Genomic DNA, 21,276 nt, shown 5'->3' with positions numbered 1-21,276 from the left:
CCGATTGTACTCTGTTTATTATTGAATTTCACGAGTCGGGAGCCGTTGTTGTAACTCATATTGAGATAAATCACTCCACACTCGCAACCAAGGTGGTGCAACTCCTAATTCATTTTGTAAACGCAGGGCTGCTGCCATTGCCTGTTCACGAGAGTTATAACGCCCGTATAGCACGACCCAGCGCTGCTTATAGCGTGCTACTTTGATATTATCTGAGCCATCAAGCTGTGCAATCACTTCATTGAGTGACTTGAGCTTTTTAACGCTAGCCAGTTGTAATGTGTAACCTGTCTGCGGCATTTGGCTGTTTAATTCACCGTTATGATTCAGCGTCGGCTCAACCTCTTGCTGTGGCTGTAGCGCTGGTGTTGCCACTGCAGCAGCATCATTTTTGACAGCAAAAACCTCCACCTTATCATTATGCAGCTGCATCTCCGCCCTATCGCTACTGATGGTTTCAAACTGCCCCACTTCACTATATTCGGCCTCTACGACATCACTTAACGGATTTTCCACGCTATGCTCAGCAGCTATCACGGCATCATGCCGCAAGGGCACGACCACTATCGACCCTTCAACAATCACCTCAGCATGAGGCACTTGCGAGCCTGAAAAATAGCGGGCTAACAACGCCTCACCATAAGCGATATTAGCGCTTCTTGCACGAACGGAGGCGACAGTATCTTGTTGAGGTAAGACTGGTGGCTCAACATCCGGTAGCATGTAAACATACCCAGCAACGACAATGATACCAGCCAACAGTATCAGTAGCGCCGGCTTAAGCCAGCCTCTTTTAACTTGGGGGTCAGGCTCGCCATCAAGCGCAAGTGACAGTAACGTCACCACCTCACTCGGTAAACCTCGCTGCTGTTGCAGTTGGTCTTTAACAATATCTCTGGGGGTAAACGTGGTTTGCTCACTGCGCTGCAACAAGGTGTAATAGAGTGCCTCGCGCTCGGCATAGGTTAACGGCTCGATCACCATGGGAAGTAACAGTTGATGTTGACTCTCTGGCAGTTGTGCTAATAATTGGCCTAAAAATACATTGGGGGCGGTAAGTGTTACCGAAAGGCTTTTACCCACCAACTGCATTTGGCTTAACACTATGCATTCGGCCCAAATATCCAGCGGGAGATGGTGAGCATCATCGAGCACTATATGGCTCTGAGTCGGTAAAGCTTGTGCTAAATCTAGCAGGGTTTCTGGCAGTGGCAACTCATCATCGAAAACAGGTTCTGACAATAACTGCACCAAGATTTTACGACGAATTTCAGCGCAATCGGCGTGCTGCGGGCACGTAACCAAGGCGGAACTAACCCCATCGAGTGCATCGACAAGCGCTGTGACTATGGTGGTTTTACCTGCACCATCATCACCTGTTAATACGGTCAACTGCTGACCATATAAGATCACGTGCTGCAAACGATGCAGCAAGGATTCTTGGCTAGGTAATAATATCGAAGCTTGAAATGTCACAAGATCACCACACAAGTTAAGCGCGGCAAAGGATCTCTTCTAACAGAGGCTCAGGAACGTTAGCATAAATCCCCGCTTGGCCTAGGCCTTCGGGTAACACTAACCTAAGCTTGCCTTGAAGCACTTTTTTATCACGACGCATATGCTTAATAAACTGTTCAAAACCCATGCAATTAGGCGCCTGAGTCGGTAGATCGAAAGCAGTAAAGAGTGTTGTAATTCTCTCAACAACACTTTGTTCGATCAGATCCATTTTACAAGCCGTTTGAGCAGCAAGCACAGTACCGGCAGCAACCGCTTCACCATGCAGCCAAACACCGTAACCCATTTCAGCCTCAATGGCATGGCCGAAGGTGTGGCCGAGATTGAGCAAGGCTCGCACCCCTTGTTCGGTTTCATCTTGTGCGACAACATCTGCTTTTATCTGGCAGCAACGGGCAATCGCATATTGTAAGGCCGATTCATCTAACCGCTGCAGCGCCGCGACATTATCTTCAAGCCAACAGAAAAAAGCCTGATCCCAAATGATACCGTACTTAATCACCTCCGCCATACCTGCAGCAAATTCTCTCGCCGGTAGCGTGTGTAAACATTGTGTATCTATGACCACTAATTGCGGTTGATAAAACGCGCCAATCATATTTTTCCCTAAGGGATGATTAACTGCCGTTTTGCCGCCAACAGAAGAGTCAACTTGAGATAATAATGTCGTCGGTATTTGAATGAAGTCGACTCCGCGTTGATAACAAGCCGCTGCAAAACCGGTCATATCACCGATAACGCCGCCACCCAGCGCGATAAGCACAGTATCTCGCCCCATGTTCTGCGACAGCAGTGAGGTCAAGATATCATCCATTCTTGTTAATGTTTTGTACTGTTCACCGTCAGGTAAGATGACCGGCGTAGCACATTGAAAAGGAGTCAATAGCGCCTGTACCCTTTCAAGGTACAGGGGCGCTACTGTATCATTGCTGACGATAAGCACTTTTTTGTTCTGGAGGTGCGGCTCAAATAATTCGAGCTTCTCCAGCAGATTCGGGCCAATATAAATCGGGTAACTACGTACACCAAGTTCAACCTGAATCCGTTCCATGCTACCGCCTAATGATTAAAAACCTAACTGTTCAATAATTTGATTGGCAACCACTTTTGCACTTTGTTCATCGGTTTTGACGATGATATCAGCAATCTCTTCGTAAAGAGGGTTGCGCGTTTCAGCAAGTTTTTCTAACACTTCACGAGGGTCATCTACTTGTAGTAACGGACGACGCTTATCTCGTTGCGTACGCGCAACTTGCTTGTCGATAGTGGTCTCTAAATAGACCACTATGCCACGAGCAGAAAGATTGTTGCGAATATCTTTACTCTCGATTGATCCGCCGCCAGTTGCTAAAACAATACCTTGTTTTTCAGTTAAGTCAGCGACAACTTGTGTTTCGCGACGACGAAAACCCTCTTCGCCCTCAACGTCAAATACCCACGCAATATCCGCACCAGTGCGGTTTTCAATTTCTTGATCTGAATCGTGGAATTCTAAATGGAGCATCTGCGCCAGATGACGACCTATAGTGCTTTTACCAGCCCCCATAGGACCTACTAGGAAAATATTACGTTTTTCAGCCATTGCTTTACGTCTGAATCTTATATGAAGTTTGCCTACGCCAACCAGAAAATCAGGTCGACCTTAAATGTTACCTTGCTCTAATGAGACTTGACCATGGATTATCTCAGTTATCCCACCTCAAAGGCAAGTGATGCGAGTAAATTCTATGAAATTATACCCACCTATAAAAAAACCAGCGTCTACACGCTGGCTTTTTTGCCATAAGCATCAAAGCTTAAAGTTCTTCTGAAATGATTTTTGGCGTTACGAAAATGAGCAACTCTTGACGTTCATTTTTATCAGAAGTATTCCTAAACAGATAGCCCACGAAAGGAATATCACCCAATACTGGTACCTTACTGACGCGATTGATCAGTTGTTGCTGGTAAATGCCGCCGAGCACAATCGTCTCGCCATGATCCACTAGCACTTGAGTACCAATACGTTGAGTATCAATAGAAACAGCCTGCCCAAGCGGAGTATCCACCACTTTACCCTGTGAATCCTGTGTAATTTCAAGATCCAAAATAACTCGGTTGTCCGGGGTAATTTGCGGTGTTACTCGTAGCGATAACACTGCCTTCTTAAACTGCACCGTTGCTGCACCGCTAGAAGCCGACTCCACATAAGGGATCTCAACACCTTGCTCAATATAAGCCGCCTTTTGATTAGAGGTCATAATGCGCGGACTGGCGATGATCTCACCTTTGCTTTCCTGCTCAAGTGCGCTTAACTCCAGATCCAGTAAGGTTCCATCGGCTAACTTAGCCACATGAAATGCAATACTAGCGGGGTTGGATGCGGCAGCAGGTAGGTTAACATTAAGACGATCACCAATATCAGGCACAATACCGTTAGCGATATCATTGGCGCCACCTAAACTACCTGAAGTGCCTTTGCTGCCCTGTTGATCGGTAATACCCCAACGAATTCCTAAGTCTTCCGATACATCATCTTTCACCGTAACCATACGCGATTCAATCAAAACCTGACGAATGGGAATGTCTAATACCTCAATTAAACGGTGAATATTTTCTAAACTTTCTTCGGTGTCTTTAACCAATAAGGTATTGGTTCGTTCATCGACTGCAACCGTACCGCGTGCAGACAATAGACTAGAAGTATCTCCTTTCAGCAAGGCGGCAATGTCGAGAGCTTTAGCATAGTTAATCTGTAAATATTCAGAATAAAGTGGAGCAAGCTCTTTCACTTCCTGCATATTTTTAAGCTCTTGGCTTTCACGTATTGCCATCTCTTCCGCTGGCGCAACCATCAAAATGTTACCTTCGATGCGCTTATCTAAACCTTTAGTTTGCAGAATTAAGTCTAACGCTTGATCCCAAGGCACATCATCAAGTCTCAGGGTAATATCCCCTTCGACGGTATCGCTGGTAACTAGGTTAAAGTTGTTATAGTCGGCAATGATTTGCAGTACGGTTCGAACAGAAATACTTTGGAAGTTAAGTGACAGCGAGCGGCCCTCATACTTTTTCTCTTCTTTTACAACGTTATTCCGTACCGCCTTATTCACACTTAAGCGAAACAGATCACCTTCTTGCTTATAGTTATAATCATATTGACCATCAATATTAAGTAATATGCGAGTGGTTAATTCTTCTTTGAAGGTTTCAAAGCTTCTAACAGGAGTGGCAAAATCTTGCACATCCATCACATACAGTAAGTTTGAGCCAATATCCGTGTTATATAATTTGAGCTCTAATTTGGCCCCCACCTGTTCAACATTGGCGGCAACTGAAGCGTTATTCAGTTTAACCAATAACTCACCCCCCCCTTCTGTCGTACGGCGAAAATCGATATTTTTGATACCATTAACAAATGGATTAACCGCACTTTCACTGCGGTCGGCAACTTCATCATTAATCGTTAGCCTATAGGTATTACCTAACACTTTACCTTGATACGCTTTTACCTTAACCAAGTCCACCAGCACATTTAGTCTGTCACTGTCTTGCAACATAGATACTGATTTAACACCGACATTATCGACAGGTAAACGCGACTTTTCTAAACCTGATAGGCTGTCATCGAATCCCAAAATAATTTGGGCCGGCGACGCATTGAGATTAATCTCTGGCTCTGTAACATCGTCCTCAAATATCAACTGTAATTCTAGCTGGTGATCAACGACTGAGTGATACTTAACATCCACTAAGCGGTTTGCAGCTGAAGAATACGGCGCCACACCTAATATTAACGCTAGGCCTAAGGCCGCATTAAATAAAGGTGACATTTTTAGTAATGCATTTCTCGCGGCAGAAGATTCCATTATTCCCCTCATCCTTCGCTTGTTATTCACCAGTGAGCTCCATGTTGCTTAATCTTTCAGCCCAGCAACCTGATCCATCTGGAATTAATTCTATTATTTCGACTGTTTGCGGTGTTACTTTAGCAATTCGCCCGTGATACAACCCTAAATACTCACCGATACCTAATCGATAAACACTGCCATCGTTTGTTTCTATTAGTGCCCAAATCGTTTCCTTTTCACTTAACGTACCACGCATTTTTAAATTATCTAACGCATAGGTTTCTAATCGTCCTTTGCGGCGTTTTAAATCTGGTTGGAGGCAATCTTTTGTCGTATCGATAACCTCTTCAGTTAATTCACGTGATGGTGGCACAAATGGGCTGCGCATCAAATGGGCTTGGTATACAAAATGTTCAAATGTCGGCGGTTGTTTTAATGGCGGAACATAAGCGACATGCTGCGCCTTAGTGGTGGTCACAAACTCCTCTAAATCGCTGCGATCCCCCATACAACCTGTTAAAGCAATAATTAACACTAACCAGGGTAGCTGTTTCATTACTTAGCCCCCTTGGCATTTTTATCTTTAGGTAACTGAGCGCCTTCTTTAAAGCGATAAGTCTTTGCTAAGATCTCCATCGCTAACTGCCCCTGGTCGCTCCGCTTAATCACAAAATCATGTAAGCTCACGATACGAGGTAATTTGGCTACATCACTTACCAACTGCCCCATTTCATGGTAATCCCCTGTCACCGACATGCTAATGGGGAACTCGATATAGAAATCACGTTGGATCTCTTCTTGCCACTCAAGGCTTTCAATCCCCAAACCTGAATCGGTAGCAACAAAGGTAAGATCATCTAGCAATCCTGGCATTTCATTTTGCGAAGGTAACATCTTAAGTAACTCAGCAAACTGAACTTCCATCTCGGCAAGTTGATCACGATATAATTTAAGATTAGCCGCTAATTGATATTTCGCTTTGAAATCGTCTCGCAGTGTGAGTTCTTTATCTTGTTCGCGATTTAACGTATCGATGGCATCTGAAACAAATAAGAAGTAACTGGCAATAAAGATTAGAATTGCCAGTAACGTTGCAAAGACCACTTTAACCTGAGTTGGCCAACCCCCAATGTTTTCAAAGTCGACATCGTTAAATTCACTCAGATCGAGTTTCATTTGCTCGCTCCTTGGGCAGTATTGTTTTCTGCACTCTCGTCACTAATAGAAACACGTAAACTGAATCGCTGTAGTTGACGCATCGCTTCATTTTGAGAAACGATAGACTGCATATTGGGATCATGAAGCCATAATGATGTTTTAACTTTACGCATCATATTGGCCACATTGTTATTAGATTCACTGCGCCCTTCTATCCATAACAAGCTGCCCTTCTTTTCGATACTTGATAGGTATATTCCAGGAGGGACAATGCGCACTAGCTCATCTAACACATGTGTCGGTAAATTTCGCGCCTGCTGTAAATTAAGAATAATCTCAGTACGACGTTCAATATCTTTTTTACGCTCACGAATTTTCTTAATTTCGGCTATCTGCGTTTCTAATAATTGAATTTCAGATTGCAAATAGGCATTCCTGCCACGTTGCTCTTCGGTCATCATATCGACCACCATTAACGCAGCATAAACCAGTAGTGAGGCGCCGATAAAAACAGCCGTTAATATACCTAAATAATCGCGTTTATGTTTTTCTCGTGCCTCTTCTCGCCATGGAAGTAAATTTATGTTCGCCATTGAGAGTAACTCCTAAGCGCTAATCCACACGCAACCATATATTTATTAATTGTTGGCTGCAGACGCGTTTTAATTTCATCATCTGCATGCAAACAACCTGCAAAGGGGTCGGCAATAACGCTTTGTACACCCAGCTCATTGGTTAGCAAGTTGGCCATACCTTCGAGTTTTGAGGTGCCACCGCACAAGACAATATAATCGACTTTATCTTTACCACTGGAGGTGCAGTAAATTTGTAATGTACGTTTTATTTGTTGTAATAACTGATTTTGAAAAGGAGATAGCACTTCGAACATATAATTGCGCGGAAGAGAACCTTCAACCTTAGCGGTTTCGGCCTGGTCATGAGACATGCCATAAAATGATAAGATTGATTGAGTAAACTGCTCACCACCAAACGCTTGCTCACGAATAAAGGTAGTTTCTCCGCCTTCAACCACTGAAAAGGTGGTCATATTGGCACCAATATCCACCAGCGCGACCACTTTTCCTTCAGCTTCGTCAGGAAGTTGCGCAGCGACTAACTCAAACGAGCGCCCTAGGGCATAACCTTCGATGTCGACGACTTTAGTCTCAAGATTAATATCATCTAAACTATCGACTCTGGCATCAATATTTTCGGTTCGACAAGCACTGAGTAGCACGTCCACTTTTGTTGGATCGGTACTATTCACATTGAGCGTTTCAAAATCGATACTGACCTCATCGACTGAATAAGGGATCAAATTATCGGCTTCAATCTCAATTTGAGTCTCCATCTCTTCTTCGCTTAGTGAAGCGTCCATGTAAATAACTTTGGTCATAACAGCCGAACCCGACACGGCAACGGCGGCATACTTGACCGATTTAGGTAATGCGCGCTTGATTAATTTAAGCGACTCTAAAACGGCGTCGGTATCACGTACTTCATGATCGGTTACGGCTCCCTTTTTGACAGGCACCGCAGCATGACTCAAAATTTTATAACCATCAGCAGTCTTACTCAGCAGGATTGCTTTTATTTCGTGAGAACCGATATCGATACCCACCATCTGCGGAGCCTGACGCTTCCATAAATTTGAAAGCATATCCATCATCACTTTTTTTGTTATAATTTCAGGAATTAGATTAGCACAAAATCAACTCGTTATAGCTATTTGTACAAAATGTTTGTCACTTTTACAATTGCCATTTTTTTGACAACCTTTTTTGCTTCACCAATAGCCGCTCGCCTTATATACTGTTGTGCCTGCTCTATTTATTGGAATAATCTGGTGAAGTGGTTTAAACGAATTATTATCGCGCTATTTAGCCTCACTCTTTTAGGAGTAGGTGCTATTGCCGCTGCATACTTTTATGTGCTTCCCGATCTTCCCGATGTTACCACCCTGAAAACGGTAAAATTGCAGACTCCGTTACGAATTTACAGTGCCGATGGCAAACTCATCTCACAGTTTGGTGAAAAACGTCGTATCCCTGTGGAATATGAACAGGTACCGCAACAACTGATCAACGCAGTACTGGATACCGAAGATGCGCGTTTCTTCGAGCACAAAGGGATCGATCCTATAGGTATCGTTCGTGCAGCCTTTATTTTGGCTACCACGGGCAAAAAGAGCCAAGGGGCCAGTACCATTACCCAACAGGTCGCCAGAGGCTTTTTCTTATCCAGAGAAAAAACCTATATCCGAAAAATTAAAGAGATTTTTTTAGCCCTTAAAATTGAGAAAGCACTTAACAAAGAAGAGATCCTCACCCTCTATCTCAATCGTTCATTTTTAGGTAATCGAGCCTATGGTGTAGGTGCGGCGGCCCAAGTCTATTACGGCAAAGAGTTAGCGCAACTGACTTTACCCGAAATGGCCATGATTGCCGGCTTACCACAAGCCCCATCGGCCGCCAACCCAATTCGAAATCCTGTTCGCGCCATCAATCGTCGCAACTGGGTACTTAGCCGTATGCTCGAAAAAAATAATATTACCGAACAGGAATACTTAGCAGCGATAGCGGCCCCTATTACCGCCGAATATCACGGCGCAGAGGTCGAGTTATATGCTCCCTATATTTCTGAAATGGCACGCGATTATCTGGCAGATAAATATGGTGAAGAAGAGGCATACACAGGCGGATATAACGTTTACACCACGATCGACTCAAGGCTACAACAGCTAGCACAGCAAGCCTTAAGAAATAATGTTTACGCTTATGATGAACGCCACGGCTACCGCGGTCCAACTAAGGTACTGTGGCAACCAACCGCTGCCATACCAGCAAACGAAAGTATTATCGAGCAGCTCAAACAAACACAAGGATTCCAAGGATTAGAACCCGCAGCAGTGATCAAACTAGGCGAACAAAATGCCCAAGTACTTACTGCTGAAGGACAGACCATTACTCTCGAGTGGCAGGGATTAAAATGGGCACGTAAGTTCATTAGCAACTCACGTCAAAGCCGCGCCCCTAAAGTGGCGAGCGAGATATTAAATGTCGGTGAGCAAATTTGGATCCGCCACGCAGATACTTGGCAGCTATCTCAAATCCCAGAGGTGGCTAGCGCTATTGTCTCTCTTGATCCACATAATGGTGCCATCAAGACATTAGTTGGCGGCTACAGTTTCCACACCAGCCAATACAATCGCGTCACCCAAGCGAAACGTCAGCTGGGCTCTAACATTAAGCCGTTTATTTATACTGCCGCGCTAGAAAAAGGCTACACCCTCGCGACCTTGATTAATAACGCGCCCATTAATAACGCTGACATCCGTCAAGGCACGGCATGGCGACCTAAAAATTCTCCCGACAGATACACAGGCCCGACTCGCTTACGTGTTGGCCTAGCGCAATCCATTAACGTCATGTCTGTCAGAGCCATGCGTTATGTCGGCTTAGAGGAGACCATTGATACGTTAGTCCGTTTTGGTTTCGATAGAGAAGATATGCCCAAAAATGAGTCACTAGCATTGGGGTCGCCCTCGGTAACGCCATTGCAAGTGGTCACCGCATTTTCGGCTTTCGCTAATGGGGGGTATCGCGTCGAGCCCTATTATATCGACCATATTGATAACGCGTACGAACAAACTATTGAACAGTCAAATCCGACGCTTGCCTGTACTCCCGAAGTCAACGATACGCCCAATGATACCTTGCCAGCATTGTTCACAGGTACAGAACTGAGCACCAGTGCAGAGACGACTAATGAATTATCTCAAGCGGTAAGCGTAAATGGTTGCCCTATTGAGGCGCGTCATGCTGAGCGCATTATTTCAGAACAAACCGCTTTCTTAATTACCGATGCACTCAAAAGTGTTATTTGGGGTGGGGGCGATTGGAGCAAAGGCACCGGCTGGAACGGCACCGCGTGGCGCGCGTCCCGCGTGGTCAATCGACGTGATATTGCCGGTAAAACCGGTACCACCAACGAATCACGCGATACCTGGTTTAGTGGTTTCAATCCAAAACTTGTCACCACAGTATGGGTTGGGTTTGATGATCACAGCAAAGAGCTAGGGCGTACAGCTTGGAATGCTAATGGCGCGAAAGATCAGATATCGGGTGCCGAGGCCGGCGCAAAAACCGCAGGACCGGCCTGGAACGAGTTTATGAAAAATGCTCTCGCTAATACGCCAGAAGAGCCGTCACAACCACCAAAAGGGATTGTCTCGGCGCGCATTGATTTAGCTACAGGTAAGCTCAGCCGCAAAACCGACCATACCAGTGCGTTTGAATACTTTGTCAGTGGAACCGAGCCAACCGAAGTGGCCACAGAGCCCCAGCAGCAAGATGATATTTTTATCGATGATGCCGTAGAAGAGCTGTTCCAATAAGCAACGAGTGTGGGCAATTAAGCCCTCATTGATGTCAGAATCTTGACCATAAAAAAACCTGCCGCGGCAGGTTTTTTCATATAAACGCGATAACGATAACAGTTATACCAATTGAATTAATTAACTGACCAGGTTAATCCAATCTCTATCACATATTCTTTTTACGCGGCTTCGCTCGCTCCTAAAACGATTCCATGCTTTAGTACATTGATTCACTATATCGTCATATCCATCAAAACAACGGTTGGCTAGCTCATTTTGTCTCATCCATTGCCATACTTGCTCGACAGGATTGAGTTCTGGGGAATACGGTGGCAACTTGATAATGGTAAGGTTGTCAAACTCGTCAGCTAAAGACAGTTGGTGCCAGCCTGCTCCATCCATAATAACGACAGCATGTCGCCCTAAAGGAGTTGTTTGAGAGATCAATGACAAGTGCTCTATCATGACTTCTTTGTTACTACATGGCGTGATCAATGCCTCTGTTTTACCGTTGCTGGGACAGACTGCGCCGAACAAGTAGGCATATTCGAATTGTTGTTGCTTAATTGCTCTTGGTCTTGAGCCTTTTAGCGCCCAAACTCGAGTCGTCGTGTTTTGCTGGCCAAATCTGGCCTCATCCTGGAACCACACATCGATCCTATCAAGCGGTAAATGGCCTGGGGTGTTAAGGATCGTTTCCATGAGGAAGGTTTTTAAAAAGGCGTTGAGCCTCTTCATTTTGTTTCGGATGCTTAGAGCGGCTTGTTATCCACGAAAAGCCTAATTGATGAAGCAGCCTATAGACATTTCTGCCCTCATATTCAACACCAAATTGAGTGTGTATAAACTCACCAACGTCTTTTGCTTGAAGCCGTCCGCCATAAGTAGAAGAACTTCTTTCCTTCACAAAACCTGCGACAGATTCTAGCTGTTGCGGTGTTAATCTAGATGGCCGACCAGGATTAGGCGTATCCTTCAAACTATCAATTCCGTCCGTCAAGTAGAGGGTGACCCACTTATTTACACTGCCTCTCGCTACCCTTAGGTACCTTGCAATCTCAGTTCGTGATTTGCCTTCAAGAAAATGGCAGATGGCAAGATAGCGAACTTTAATACGACTGCGTTTTTCTTTTTTTGCTAAGTGCTCTAATTCAGCTACAGACATATAGATACCTAATTGATAATGGGGCACCAATTAGATCATATATTTACTTCAATTGGTATTATACCAACTTAGCACTCAGCGCTGCTTTGACTTGCGGTAATGCTGTGCCACCTAAAGCTTCACGTTTAGCCAAGCATGAATCGATAGTCAGGCATTGGTAAACATCTTGCTCAATCACGCTAGCAAAGGTCTGTAAGCTAGATAATGCAAAATCTTCAATCGGTTTTTGCTCAGCAATGGCGGCCACAACCACTTCACCGACTACATGGTGCGCCTCTCTAAAAGGCATCCCTTTAGCAACAAGATAATCCGCCAGTTCAGTCGAGTTCGCATATCCTTGCTGCGCTGCCTTTAGGGTATTTTCACGATTCACCTTCAAGCCAGACAACACCAACGCCGCCATTTCCAAACAAATAGACCAGCTATCCATGACATCAAATAGCCCTTCTTTGTCCTCTTGCATATCTTTATTGTAAGCCAAAGGAAGAGCTTTCATGGTGGTTAGAATCCCCATTAAGCTACCGTAAACTCGACCAGTTTTACCCCGTATTAATTCTAACGCGTCGGGGTTTTTCTTTTGTGGCATCAATGATGAGCCAGAAGTGACTTGATCATCTAACTCGATAAAACCCGCTTCTCCGCTATTGAAGAAGATTAAGTCTTCGGCCATACGGCTTAAGTGCATCATGCTGATCGACGCATCGCTACATAATTCAATCACATGATCTCTATCAGAGACGGTGTCTAAACTGTTCAAGGTTGGTGATGCGAACCCTAATGATTTCGCCAGCGCGTAACGATCCATAGGATAAGCCGTACCCGCTAGCGCACCTGTGCCCAGTGGGCAAGTATCGGCGCGTTTCAACGCATCCTCTAAGCGACTAATATCACGCTCGAACATCTCAACGTAGGCTAAACACCAATGACCAAATGCCACGGGCTGAGCACGTTGAAGATGGGTGTAGCCAGGCATAACAGCATCGAGCTCACGTTCGGCTAAATCCAGTAAGGCGCTTCTAAGTTTACCCAACAAACCTAATAGGCTTTGTCCCTCTTTTTTGCACCATAACTTAAGATCGGTGGCCACCTGATCATTACGCGAACGACCCGTATGCAATTTTTTACCTAAGTCGCCCACCTTGGCAATCAGTGATTGCTCGACGAAACTGTGAATATCTTCGGCTCCTGAAGCCAAAATTAACTCAGGCTTGTCGTTAACTTCATCGAGAAGCTGATTAAGCGCACTTTTTAATTCGATACATTCAACATCAGTTAAAATACCAACCGAGGCGATAGCATCGGCCCACGCAATCGAGCCAACAATGTCTTCTTCGATCAAGCGATAGTCAACGGGCAACGAATCGTTAAAAAGTTTAAACAGTGCACTGCTCTCTTGGCTAAATCTTCCACCCCATAACGCCATCTCGATATCCTCTTCATTCGGTAAAAATACAGGGGCGATAACTCGCCCCTTGCAAGCGGTAAACTCATTAAATTACTTAGCGTTTAATGCTCTAATGCGGCTAGCTAATGAATATAAACGAATGAAACCTTCAGCATCTTTCTGGTTATAAACGTCATCTTCACCAAAGGTGGCAAAGGCTTCTGAATATAGGCTATTGGGAGAACGCTTCTTCACTGCCTGTGCTTGCCCTTTATAGAGCTTAATCACCACTTCTCCGTTAACCAGATTTGCCAGCGGCTGCGATGCCCCCAGCAGTGATTCACACAGCGGCGTAAACCAACGACCGTCATAAACCAAATGAGCCATTTGCGCGCCCACTTGCTCACGCCATTCACGGCTACTCTTATCTAGCACTAACTCTTCAATCGCCCGCAGCGCGGCAAACATCACTGTGCCACCAGGAGTTTCATAACAGCCACGTGACTTCATTCCTACCAAACGATTTTCGGTAATATCGATACGGCCTACACCGTGTGCAGCGGCAATGGTGTTAAGTGTCATGAGCGCCGCATACGGTGATAATGCTTCACCGTTAACCTTGGTTACTCGGCCAGCTTCCACTTCAATTGACACATATTCAGCTTCATTTGGGGCATCTTCTGGCGCCACTGTCATGGTCCAAACACCTTTACTTGGCTCGTTCCATGGGTCCTCTAGTTCACCACCTTCGTGAGAAATATGCCAAGCATTAGCGTCGCGGCTATAAATCTTAGTCGCCGACGCTGTGGTTTGAATATTTCGCTCGGCAAGGTAGTCGAGCAGATCTTCCCGGCTCACCATCTCCCACTCACGCCATGGTGCAATCACTTTCAGATCGGGAGCCAGTGCAGCGAAACAGCCTTCGAAACGTACCTGATCATTGCCCTTGCCCGTACAGCCATGGCATAAAGCATCGGCGCCTACTTTACGTGCCACTTCCACTTGAGCCTTGGCAATAATCGGTCTAGCCATAGAAGTACCCAGCAGATACGTCCCTTCATAAATGGCCCCCGTGGCAATAGTGGGATAGATATAATCGGCCACCAGCTCTTCTTTTAAATCGACAATATGGCACTCTGATGCACCCGAAGCGATAGCCTTCTCATGTAACCCCTCAAGCTCCGCTTCGCCCTGCCCGACATCGGCACAGAAAGCGATGATTTCGCAGTTATCGTAGGTCTCTTTTAACCAAGGGATAATCGCCGAAGTATCCAAACCGCCTGAGTAGGCCAATACCACTTTCTTTACTGCTGTTGTTTCGTTACTCATGACTCTTTCCTAATGATGTATTCATGAACGCCAAGGCATTCAATGGTGTTGTAGGGGAAATTAATTAACTTAATAGTGTCACTAATACGGCATTTTGTGCATGCATACGATTTTCGGCCTGCTGTAAAATCAATGACCCTTCGCCATCGACCACATCGGCAGTTACCTCTACGCCGCGGTATGCTGGCAGGCAATGCATAAAATATTTTGCTCCAGCCTTTTGCATCATGGTGCTATTAACCTGATAAGGGCCAAATTTATCGTTAATGTCATCGAGGCTGGTGTTGTCGCCCATGGAGATCCAAGTATCGGTATAAATCGCATCGTGACCGGCAATCTTGTCAACATCGGTAGTTAACATTAACTCGCCACCGTGAGCCGCTGCAATTTTTTGCGCTTCGAGTACAACCTTGCCATCGGGGAAGTGCCCCTGAGGACAGATAACCGTCATGGTGGCACCCAATAATGCAGCGCCGTACATCAAGGAGTGAGTCACATTGTTACCATCGCCAACATAAGCCAATTTAAGCTGACTCAAATCGTCAAATTGTTCTGCCAAGGTAAGGAAATCGGCTAAGCCCTGACAAGGGTGATACATATCCGATAAGGCATTAATTACAGGTACTGTACCGTGCTCGGCAAGCGCCTCAACGGTTGAATGTAAAAAGGTTCTCGCCACAATCGCATCGGCCCAGCAAGAGATGTTAGCGGCAAAATCTGACACGGGTTCGCGCTGGCCTAAGGCACCATTTTGTTGATCTAAATAGACACTATGACCACCGAGTTTATTGATACCGATATCGAAGCTAACACGAGTGCGTAGTGAAGGCTTTTCAAATAACATCACCACACTCTTACCGTCTAATGCGGTGCGGTAGTCACTAGGATTCGCTTTGATCGTTTTAGCCAATGACAGCAATTCCACCAACTCTTGTTGGCTCAGCTCTTTAATCGATAATAGGTGGTTCATAACTCTACTCCTGAAAATAAAAATCCTTGGCGAATATTCAATTAAGGTTATTGCGGCAGTACTTGAGTACCGATTGCTTCACCTTGCACCAATGCCGCTAACTGAGCGCTATCGCGCCATGAAGCAACCTGCACGGGTTGCCCCAACCACTGCGCCACTTCTAAAGCCGCTTCCACTTTAACTTTCATGCCTTTGTCGATAACACCTTGGCGAGTCAACTCAGCGGCTTCGGCCTTATTCAAAGATGTAATAAGCTGCCCTTTACCATCAAGTACGCCGCTCACATCAGACAGTAAAACTAATTTGCCATTAACCAATTTAGCTAAAACGGTTGCTGCCTGATCGGCATTGACATTTAATAGCTGACCTAAGTCATCCACAGCAATGGAGCTGACGATGGGCATCCAGCCTTGTGCCAAAATAAAATTTAAATAGGTCGCATCTTTTGGGCTAACTTCGCCGACAAATCCCAGCTGCTCATCCTTTATCTGCGCCGAGACAATACCGCCATCGGCTAGGCTCATGCCTACGCAGGTCACACCGGCTTTAACTGCCGCCGCCTGTAATATCTTGTTGGATGTCCCTGCTAACGCCCCCACGACTATCGGTACCTGCTCAGCTGGCGTAACCCGTAAACCGTCAAGCTTAACGGTTTGCATGCCATTGGCGGCCAATTGCTCATCCACTAAACAACCACCACCGTGCACCATAATGACAGCTTGTCCTGTTTTGATAATATTGGCTGCTGTGGTCATTAAGCGAGCCATTCCCATTTCGCACTGTAATAGCGCGCCACCGACTTTAAGTACTAAAGGTTGCTGTGAAGATATCATGGCTATTCTCTCGTGAATTTGATTATGAATAATTAAAGTGAATCTTTATGCATTGATGAGCTTGGCTAGCAGCCCCTTTCATCAAATTATCGATTGCACTCGCCACTACGAGGTATCCCGTTTGGGCATCGAATTTCCAGCCTAATAAACAGTTGGGCGTCAGCACGACATCATCGACCTTAGGAAATTGATGTTGATATACATGAACCAGTGGGCATTCATTGTAGACGCTATACGCGTTAGCTATGTCGGCTTCAGTCACCCCGGCTTTAAGCTGCACCGTAATCGTGGCTAAAATCCCACGTTTAAAGTTACCAAGATGCGGCGTGAAGATAACTTCTTTACCCAACTGGGTTGCAATTTCTGGTTGATGCCTGTGCCCTAACACGCCATAAGGAGTGAGGCTTACTTCGCAAAAACTGGTGTGCAACTGCGCCTTTCTCCCGGCGCCGGTCACTCCGCTGACCGCGTTGATCACCGGCAGGCTTTCACCTAGTAATGCAGCTAATGGTTTTAGGGCTGTCAATGACGCGGTAGGGTAACAGCCTGGTACAGCAATCATTTTACTGTTTGCAATTGCAGCATGATTCCATTCAGCCAACCCATAAACCGCGTTAGCAAGCACCTCTGGATATTCATGTTCAAAACCATACCATTTAGGGTATTGCTGCGCATCGGCAAACCGATAAGCACCACTTAAGTCAAACACCGTTAATCCTTGAGCATAAAAGTAAGCAGCAAGATGCAAACTGACACCATGATCAGTCGCCAACACAACGGCATCGGCCTCAGTAATTATTGTCTGCTTAGCAGCTTCAGAAAGCGGCAATAGCGGTAAGGTGATATGGCAATATACAGGATACAAATCGGCCAGGGCTTTGCCCTTATCGAGACTGTTTTCAGACACATACAGACCTTGTATCTGTAACTCTTTATCGGCCTGAATTAATGCAGTTATCTGTGCACCTGTGTATCCACTGGCGCCAATTATAGCGATGTTTTTCATACTTATAGACTTCTTATTAATTAACCATAAAGGAAAAAGAGGGGCACAACTTAAGCCCTGGTAGAGATACCAACATGACAAGTTTATCGTCGCAGGAAGTTTGTGTAGCTAACCTTATAATCTGTTTTTAAGTATGAAATCTTCATTTATCGTCTCAATAATACGCTGTAAATAAAGGCTCTTGCCTTAGCTGTTGGATAGATTATCACGAGAAATTATTTATGCAATACTTGTGAATATATATTTGTGATGGTTTTTGCGAAAAAAACGTCATAACTGATGCTTTTTTGGCTACTTGATACTCAGCCCAGCCCTAGGATAGTAGCCGATAACTAGGCTGCCGCCATAAAGCCCGCAGCAATCCCAAAACAGAAGTGATAATGCAATAACAATGCAATTTAAGAGTCGTTAAGCAGTGATGTGCAGCACATAAGTTTGTAATATCCAGATGTGCTATCTTGACCGCAGCCTAATTGGCTGGGTATTGTGAATGATTAACTTAGAGGTATGGAGCATTTATGGCTGATATGTACGCATCATTACGATCCAATGTAGGGACTTTAGGTCAGATCTTAGGCGATACCATTCGCACCCACTTGGATGAGCCATTTTTAGATAAAATTGAACAGATTAGGCACTTGGCTAAAAGTTCACGCCAAGGAGATGATGCGGCAAGAGAGCAGATGCTGACGCTATTAGCCGCCCTTCCCGATGATGAGTTAGTGCCATTTGCCAAAGCCTTTAATCAATTTTTAAACCTTGCCAATATTGCCGAGCAGTTTCACACCATCAGTAGAAATTGCGACGAATTAGTCTGCGTGCCCGATCCTGTAGAGCAGTTGCTGGGGCGGATGCTTAATGGACGAGTTGATCAAGACAAAATGCTCGAGTGCTTACAAACACTCGATATCGATTTGGTACTGACAGCCCATCCAACTGAAATTTCTCGACGCACGCTGATCCAAAAATACTCGGCAGTCGTCGATATTCTCGCAGCCTTAGAAAACCCACAGCTCACCGACCGCGAAAAAAAGCAGAACCACCTTAGATTACGCCAACTGATCGCGCAAATCTGGCATACCAATGAGATCCGCCATGAACGCCCAACACCCGTCGATGAGGCGCGCTGGGGATTGAGCACTATTGAAGCGTCATTGTGGCAGGCCATTCCAGACTTTTTACGTCAACTCAATGAACAAGTTGAAGAGCGCACCGGCAAACAGCTGCCCACCAATATCGCCCCAGTGCGCTTCTCTAGTTGGATGGGAGGTGACCGTGATGGCAACCCCTTTGTTACCGCCAAAATTACCCAAGAAGTCTTAGATCGTAACCGTCATACGGCGGCAAGACTCTACCTTAAAGATGTGGTGCTTCTGGTCAATGAACTGTCAATGGAAGAGGCGAACGCAGAGCTGTCAGCACTCACTAACCATAGTCATGAGCCTTACCGTGATGTGCTGCGAGACTTAAGACAAAAATTACGCGATACCATAGATTACCTAAACTTGCGACTCGAGGGTCACTCTCCCGAAGTGGACTTAAGCACCCTCATTTGGCATGAAGATGATCTAAAGCAGCCGCTTACTTTGCTGTACAACAGCCTCACAGAGTCAGGCATGAGCCTGATTGCTAACGGCTTATTGCTCGACATGCTGCGCCGTATCGCTTGTTTTGGCATCCACATGCTAAGACTCGATATTCGCCAAGATGCCCAGCGCCATAGCGATGCCATTGCCGAACTTACCCGCTACTTAGGCTTAGGGGATTACCACCACTGGGATGAACACGAAAAACAAGCCTTCTTGCTTAGAGAACTTACGGGTAAGCGCCCACTCATCCCGCATAATTGGCAACCCAGTGATGATGTGGCAGAGGTCTTAAGCACCGTTAGATTGGTCGCCAATCAGTCAGCTAAAGCGCTTGGTTCCTATGTGATCTCCATGGCAAGCCAACCCTCGGATGTGCTAGCCGTACTGTTATTGCTAAAAGAAGCCGGCTGTCCGCATCCCATGCGTGTGGTGCCATTGTTTGAAACCTTAGATGATCTCAACAATGCCTCAAGCTGCATGTCAGCGCTATTTAATATCGACTGGTATCGTGGCTACTGTAAAGGTAGCCAAGAGGTGATGATAGGTTATTCAGATTCAGCCAAAGATGCCGGCGTTATGGCAGCAGCTTGGGCACAATACCGCGCTCAAGAGCAGCTAGTACAAATATGTAAACGAGCCGATATTAAACTCACTTTGTTCCATGGTCGTGGCGGCACCATTGGCCGTGGGGGCGAACCTGCACACAAAGCGATCTTATCCCAACCGCCTGGCTCAGTAGATGGACGCATCCGCGTAACAGAACAAGGTGAGATGATCCGCTTTAAATTTGGCCTCCCAAAATTAGCGGTACAAAGCTTGGCACTCTACACCTCGGCCGTTATGGAAGCGACGCTCTTACCACCGCCTGAGCCTAAACCTGAGTGGCGTGATGCTATGGAGCGGCTAGCAGCCGATTCGGTTAAAGCCTATCGTGGGATAGTCAGAGACGAACCTGACTTTGTCGCCTACTTCCGTGCAGCAACCCCCGAGGTAGAACTGGGTAAGCTACCATTAGGAAGTCGTCCGGCCAAACGCCGTGTCGATGGTGGAATTGAGAGTCTTAGGGCGATCCCATGGATCTTTGCTTGGTCACAGAACCGCCTTATGCTGCCAGCGTGGTTAGGCGCAGGCGAAGCCTTACAAGCGGCAGCCGATCGCGGCGAGCTAGCACTACTACAAGAGATGGAGCAGCAATGGCCATTTTTTGAAACTCGTATATCTATGTTAGAGATGGTCTATGCCAAGGCCGAACCTAATCTAGCTAAATATTACGAAACCTGCTTAGTACCCAAAGAGTTGCACCATCTTGGTGAGGAGTTACGCAGCAGAATGGCCACGGGTATTAAGGCGGTGTTAGCGCTGACTCAAGCAGAAACCTTGATGTCACATACCCCATGGAATCGAGAATCGGTTGAGCTTCGTAACCCTTATATCGATCCCCTAAACTTTTTACAGGCAGAGCTACTGGCCCGAACCCGCAAAGATGAGGCCGCATCAAGCAATGTCGAATTAGCCCTAATGCTCACCATTGCAGGCGTTGCAGCAGGCATGAGAAATACCGGTTGATGAACCTTTTGCGCATAGCAATGCTGAGTATTTTGCTGCTATTGACTGGGTGCGCCAGTCAATACAGCATCAGCGAAAAACAACTCAGCAACTATCTTAATGATGCTATACATTTCGACACCAAGCAGGGTAATACCCTGTTTGGTATTGAAATGCGCGTTAATGATGTGGCTGTGAAATTAGGGCATAAACCTGACATCATGGCCATTACTGCCAGTAGTACAGTTAAGGTACGTAACCCCTTGATGCCACTCACGGCAAAGTTAACTACACAATTTGAAGCCAAGCCTTGGTATGACGCCAACACCCACAGTGTGTATCTACGCCAACTGCGTTTGGTTGAAGTCGCCTCAACGCCTAAAGATATCGAAAAAGCTATCGCACCAATAGCGCCGCAACTGATGGGGTTTTTAACCCACTTTCTTGAGACTCAACCCGTTTATGTGCTCGATACCCAACAAAGCAATCAGGCATTAATTGCCGAAATGACCAAACGAATTGAGGTCACTCCGGGTAAATTAAAACTGATTTTTAAAGATTAAAAATATAC

Annotated in this window: 17 protein-coding genes; 3 read left to right on the top strand and 14 right to left on the bottom strand. The window is 45.7% G+C overall.

Annotation, left to right across the window (positions count from 1 at the left end; genetic code table 11):
- Nucleotides 1-18 precede the first annotated feature (18 nt).
- From AC0VXX_RS01015 to AC0VXX_RS00980, 8 genes are all read right to left on the bottom strand, one after another.
- Nucleotides 19-1,476: an AAA family ATPase gene (locus tag AC0VXX_RS01015; protein WP_475515533.1), complete on the bottom strand. Its 1,458-nt coding sequence runs from the start codon at nt 1,474-1,476 to the stop codon at nt 19-21.
- 16 nt (nt 1,477-1,492) lie between these two features.
- Nucleotides 1,493-2,569 (bottom strand): 3-dehydroquinate synthase, encoded by a 1,077-nt coding sequence (aroB, locus tag AC0VXX_RS01010; RefSeq protein WP_475515532.1) that lies wholly within the window; start codon nt 2,567-2,569, stop codon nt 1,493-1,495.
- A 15-nt stretch (nt 2,570-2,584) separates the two neighbouring features.
- Entirely contained in the window at nt 2,585-3,100 is a 516-nt protein-coding gene (aroK, locus tag AC0VXX_RS01005; RefSeq protein ID WP_475515531.1) for a shikimate kinase AroK, read from the bottom strand.
- A gap of 214 nt (nt 3,101-3,314) precedes the next feature.
- The gene (locus AC0VXX_RS01000) at nt 3,315-5,366 is read right to left on the bottom strand and encodes a type IV pilus secretin PilQ (RefSeq protein WP_475515530.1); all 2,052 of its coding nucleotides are present in this window, start codon (nt 5,364-5,366) and stop codon (nt 3,315-3,317) included.
- Between the two features lie 22 nt (nt 5,367-5,388).
- A complete protein-coding gene (locus AC0VXX_RS00995; RefSeq protein ID WP_475515529.1) occupies nt 5,389-5,904 on the bottom strand; it encodes a pilus assembly protein PilP in 516 nt (171 codons plus the stop codon).
- The gene (locus tag AC0VXX_RS00990; RefSeq protein WP_475515528.1) at nt 5,904-6,524 is read right to left on the bottom strand and encodes a type IV pilus inner membrane component PilO; all 621 of its coding nucleotides are present in this window, start codon (nt 6,522-6,524) and stop codon (nt 5,904-5,906) included. Before AC0VXX_RS00990 ends, AC0VXX_RS00995 begins: the two co-directional genes overlap by 1 nt.
- Entirely contained in the window at nt 6,521-7,099 is a 579-nt protein-coding gene (locus tag AC0VXX_RS00985) for a PilN domain-containing protein (protein ID WP_475515527.1), read from the bottom strand. The genes AC0VXX_RS00990 and AC0VXX_RS00985 overlap by 4 nt, the downstream gene beginning before the upstream one ends.
- A complete protein-coding gene (locus tag AC0VXX_RS00980) occupies nt 7,087-8,166 on the bottom strand; it encodes a pilus assembly protein PilM (RefSeq protein ID WP_475515526.1) in 1,080 nt (359 codons plus the stop codon). Before AC0VXX_RS00980 ends, AC0VXX_RS00985 begins: the two co-directional genes overlap by 13 nt.
- A 186-nt stretch (nt 8,167-8,352) precedes the next feature.
- On the opposite strand from AC0VXX_RS00980, the gene AC0VXX_RS00975 reads away from it, so the two are divergent.
- Complete coding sequence (locus tag AC0VXX_RS00975) at nt 8,353-10,902, top strand: penicillin-binding protein 1A (RefSeq protein ID WP_475515525.1); 2,550 nt, start codon at nt 8,353-8,355, stop codon at nt 10,900-10,902.
- Between the two features lie 120 nt (nt 10,903-11,022).
- Here the strand turns inward: AC0VXX_RS00975 and AC0VXX_RS00970 are convergent.
- From AC0VXX_RS00970 to argC, 6 genes are all read right to left on the bottom strand, one after another.
- A protein-coding gene (locus tag AC0VXX_RS00970) for an IS630 family transposase (RefSeq protein ID WP_475514127.1) occupies nt 11,023-12,049 on the bottom strand; the annotation gives its coding sequence in 2 pieces (ribosomal slippage) (nt 11,023-11,592 and nt 11,594-12,049; 1,026 coding nt in all).
- 58 nt (nt 12,050-12,107) lie between these two features.
- Nucleotides 12,108-13,472: an argininosuccinate lyase gene (argH, locus tag AC0VXX_RS00965; protein ID WP_475515524.1), complete on the bottom strand. Its 1,365-nt coding sequence runs from the start codon at nt 13,470-13,472 to the stop codon at nt 12,108-12,110.
- A 72-nt stretch (nt 13,473-13,544) separates the two neighbouring features.
- Nucleotides 13,545-14,762 (bottom strand): argininosuccinate synthase, encoded by a 1,218-nt coding sequence (locus tag AC0VXX_RS00960; RefSeq protein ID WP_110458998.1) that lies wholly within the window; start codon nt 14,760-14,762, stop codon nt 13,545-13,547.
- Nucleotides 14,763-14,826: 64 nt separating this feature from the next.
- The gene (locus AC0VXX_RS00955) at nt 14,827-15,732 is read right to left on the bottom strand and encodes an ornithine carbamoyltransferase (RefSeq protein ID WP_119978911.1); all 906 of its coding nucleotides are present in this window, start codon (nt 15,730-15,732) and stop codon (nt 14,827-14,829) included.
- Between the two features lie 47 nt (nt 15,733-15,779).
- A complete protein-coding gene (gene argB, locus AC0VXX_RS00950) occupies nt 15,780-16,565 on the bottom strand; it encodes an acetylglutamate kinase (protein ID WP_110458996.1) in 786 nt (261 codons plus the stop codon).
- Nucleotides 16,566-16,587: 22 nt separating this feature from the next.
- Nucleotides 16,588-17,571 carry an N-acetyl-gamma-glutamyl-phosphate reductase gene (argC, locus tag AC0VXX_RS00945; protein WP_475515523.1) on the bottom strand — a complete coding sequence of 328 codons (984 nt, stop codon included), beginning with the start codon at nt 17,569-17,571 and terminating at the stop codon, nt 16,588-16,590.
- 518 nt (nt 17,572-18,089) lie between these two features.
- Here argC and ppc point away from each other — a divergent pair.
- Together ppc and AC0VXX_RS00935 are read left to right on the top strand one after the other, a co-directional pair.
- Nucleotides 18,090-20,726 carry a phosphoenolpyruvate carboxylase gene (ppc, locus tag AC0VXX_RS00940; RefSeq protein ID WP_475515522.1) on the top strand — a complete coding sequence of 879 codons (2,637 nt, stop codon included), beginning with the start codon at nt 18,090-18,092 and terminating at the stop codon, nt 20,724-20,726.
- On the top strand, nt 20,726-21,268 hold the full coding sequence (locus tag AC0VXX_RS00935; RefSeq protein WP_475515521.1) for a YceB family lipoprotein: 543 nt from the start codon (nt 20,726-20,728) through the stop codon (nt 21,266-21,268). Before ppc ends, AC0VXX_RS00935 begins: the two co-directional genes overlap by 1 nt.
- The last annotated feature ends 8 nt before the right edge of the window (nt 21,269-21,276 follow it).

Source organism: Shewanella sp. QJM3NY_23, assembly GCF_056173105.1.
Note: the sequence above shows the minus strand (reverse complement) of the source record. Positions and strands in the feature narration are given on the sequence as shown.

What these genes read in the sequence shown, in the direction of transcription:
- aroB (WP_475515532.1), bottom strand. Translation starts at nt 2,569, where the DNA reads ATGGAACGGATTCAGGTTGAACTTGGTGTACGTAGTTACCCGATTTAT.
- aroK (WP_475515531.1), bottom strand. Translation starts at nt 3,100, where the DNA reads ATGGCTGAAAAACGTAATATTTTCCTAGTAGGTCCTATGGGGGCTGGT.
- AC0VXX_RS01000 (WP_475515530.1), bottom strand. Translation starts at nt 5,366, where the DNA reads ATGGAATCTTCTGCCGCGAGAAATGCATTACTAAAAATGTCACCTTTA.
- AC0VXX_RS00995 (WP_475515529.1), bottom strand. Translation starts at nt 5,904, where the DNA reads ATGAAACAGCTACCCTGGTTAGTGTTAATTATTGCTTTAACAGGTTGT.
- AC0VXX_RS00990 (WP_475515528.1), bottom strand. Translation starts at nt 6,524, where the DNA reads ATGAAACTCGATCTGAGTGAATTTAACGATGTCGACTTTGAAAACATT.
- AC0VXX_RS00985 (WP_475515527.1), bottom strand. Translation starts at nt 7,099, where the DNA reads ATGGCGAACATAAATTTACTTCCATGGCGAGAAGAGGCACGAGAAAAA.
- AC0VXX_RS00980 (WP_475515526.1), bottom strand. Translation starts at nt 8,166, where the DNA reads ATGCTTTCAAATTTATGGAAGCGTCAGGCTCCGCAGATGGTGGGTATC.
- argH (WP_475515524.1), bottom strand. Translation starts at nt 13,472, where the DNA reads ATGGCGTTATGGGGTGGAAGATTTAGCCAAGAGAGCAGTGCACTGTTT.
- AC0VXX_RS00960 (WP_110458998.1), bottom strand. Translation starts at nt 14,762, where the DNA reads ATGAGTAACGAAACAACAGCAGTAAAGAAAGTGGTATTGGCCTACTCA.
- AC0VXX_RS00955 (WP_119978911.1), bottom strand. Translation starts at nt 15,732, where the DNA reads ATGAACCACCTATTATCGATTAAAGAGCTGAGCCAACAAGAGTTGGTG.
- argB (WP_110458996.1), bottom strand. Translation starts at nt 16,565, where the DNA reads ATGATATCTTCACAGCAACCTTTAGTACTTAAAGTCGGTGGCGCGCTA.
- argC (WP_475515523.1), bottom strand. Translation starts at nt 17,571, where the DNA reads ATGAAAAACATCGCTATAATTGGCGCCAGTGGATACACAGGTGCACAG.
- ppc (WP_475515522.1), top strand. Translation starts at nt 18,090, where the DNA reads ATGGCTGATATGTACGCATCATTACGATCCAATGTAGGGACTTTAGGT.
- AC0VXX_RS00935 (WP_475515521.1), top strand. Translation starts at nt 20,726, where the DNA reads ATGAACCTTTTGCGCATAGCAATGCTGAGTATTTTGCTGCTATTGACT.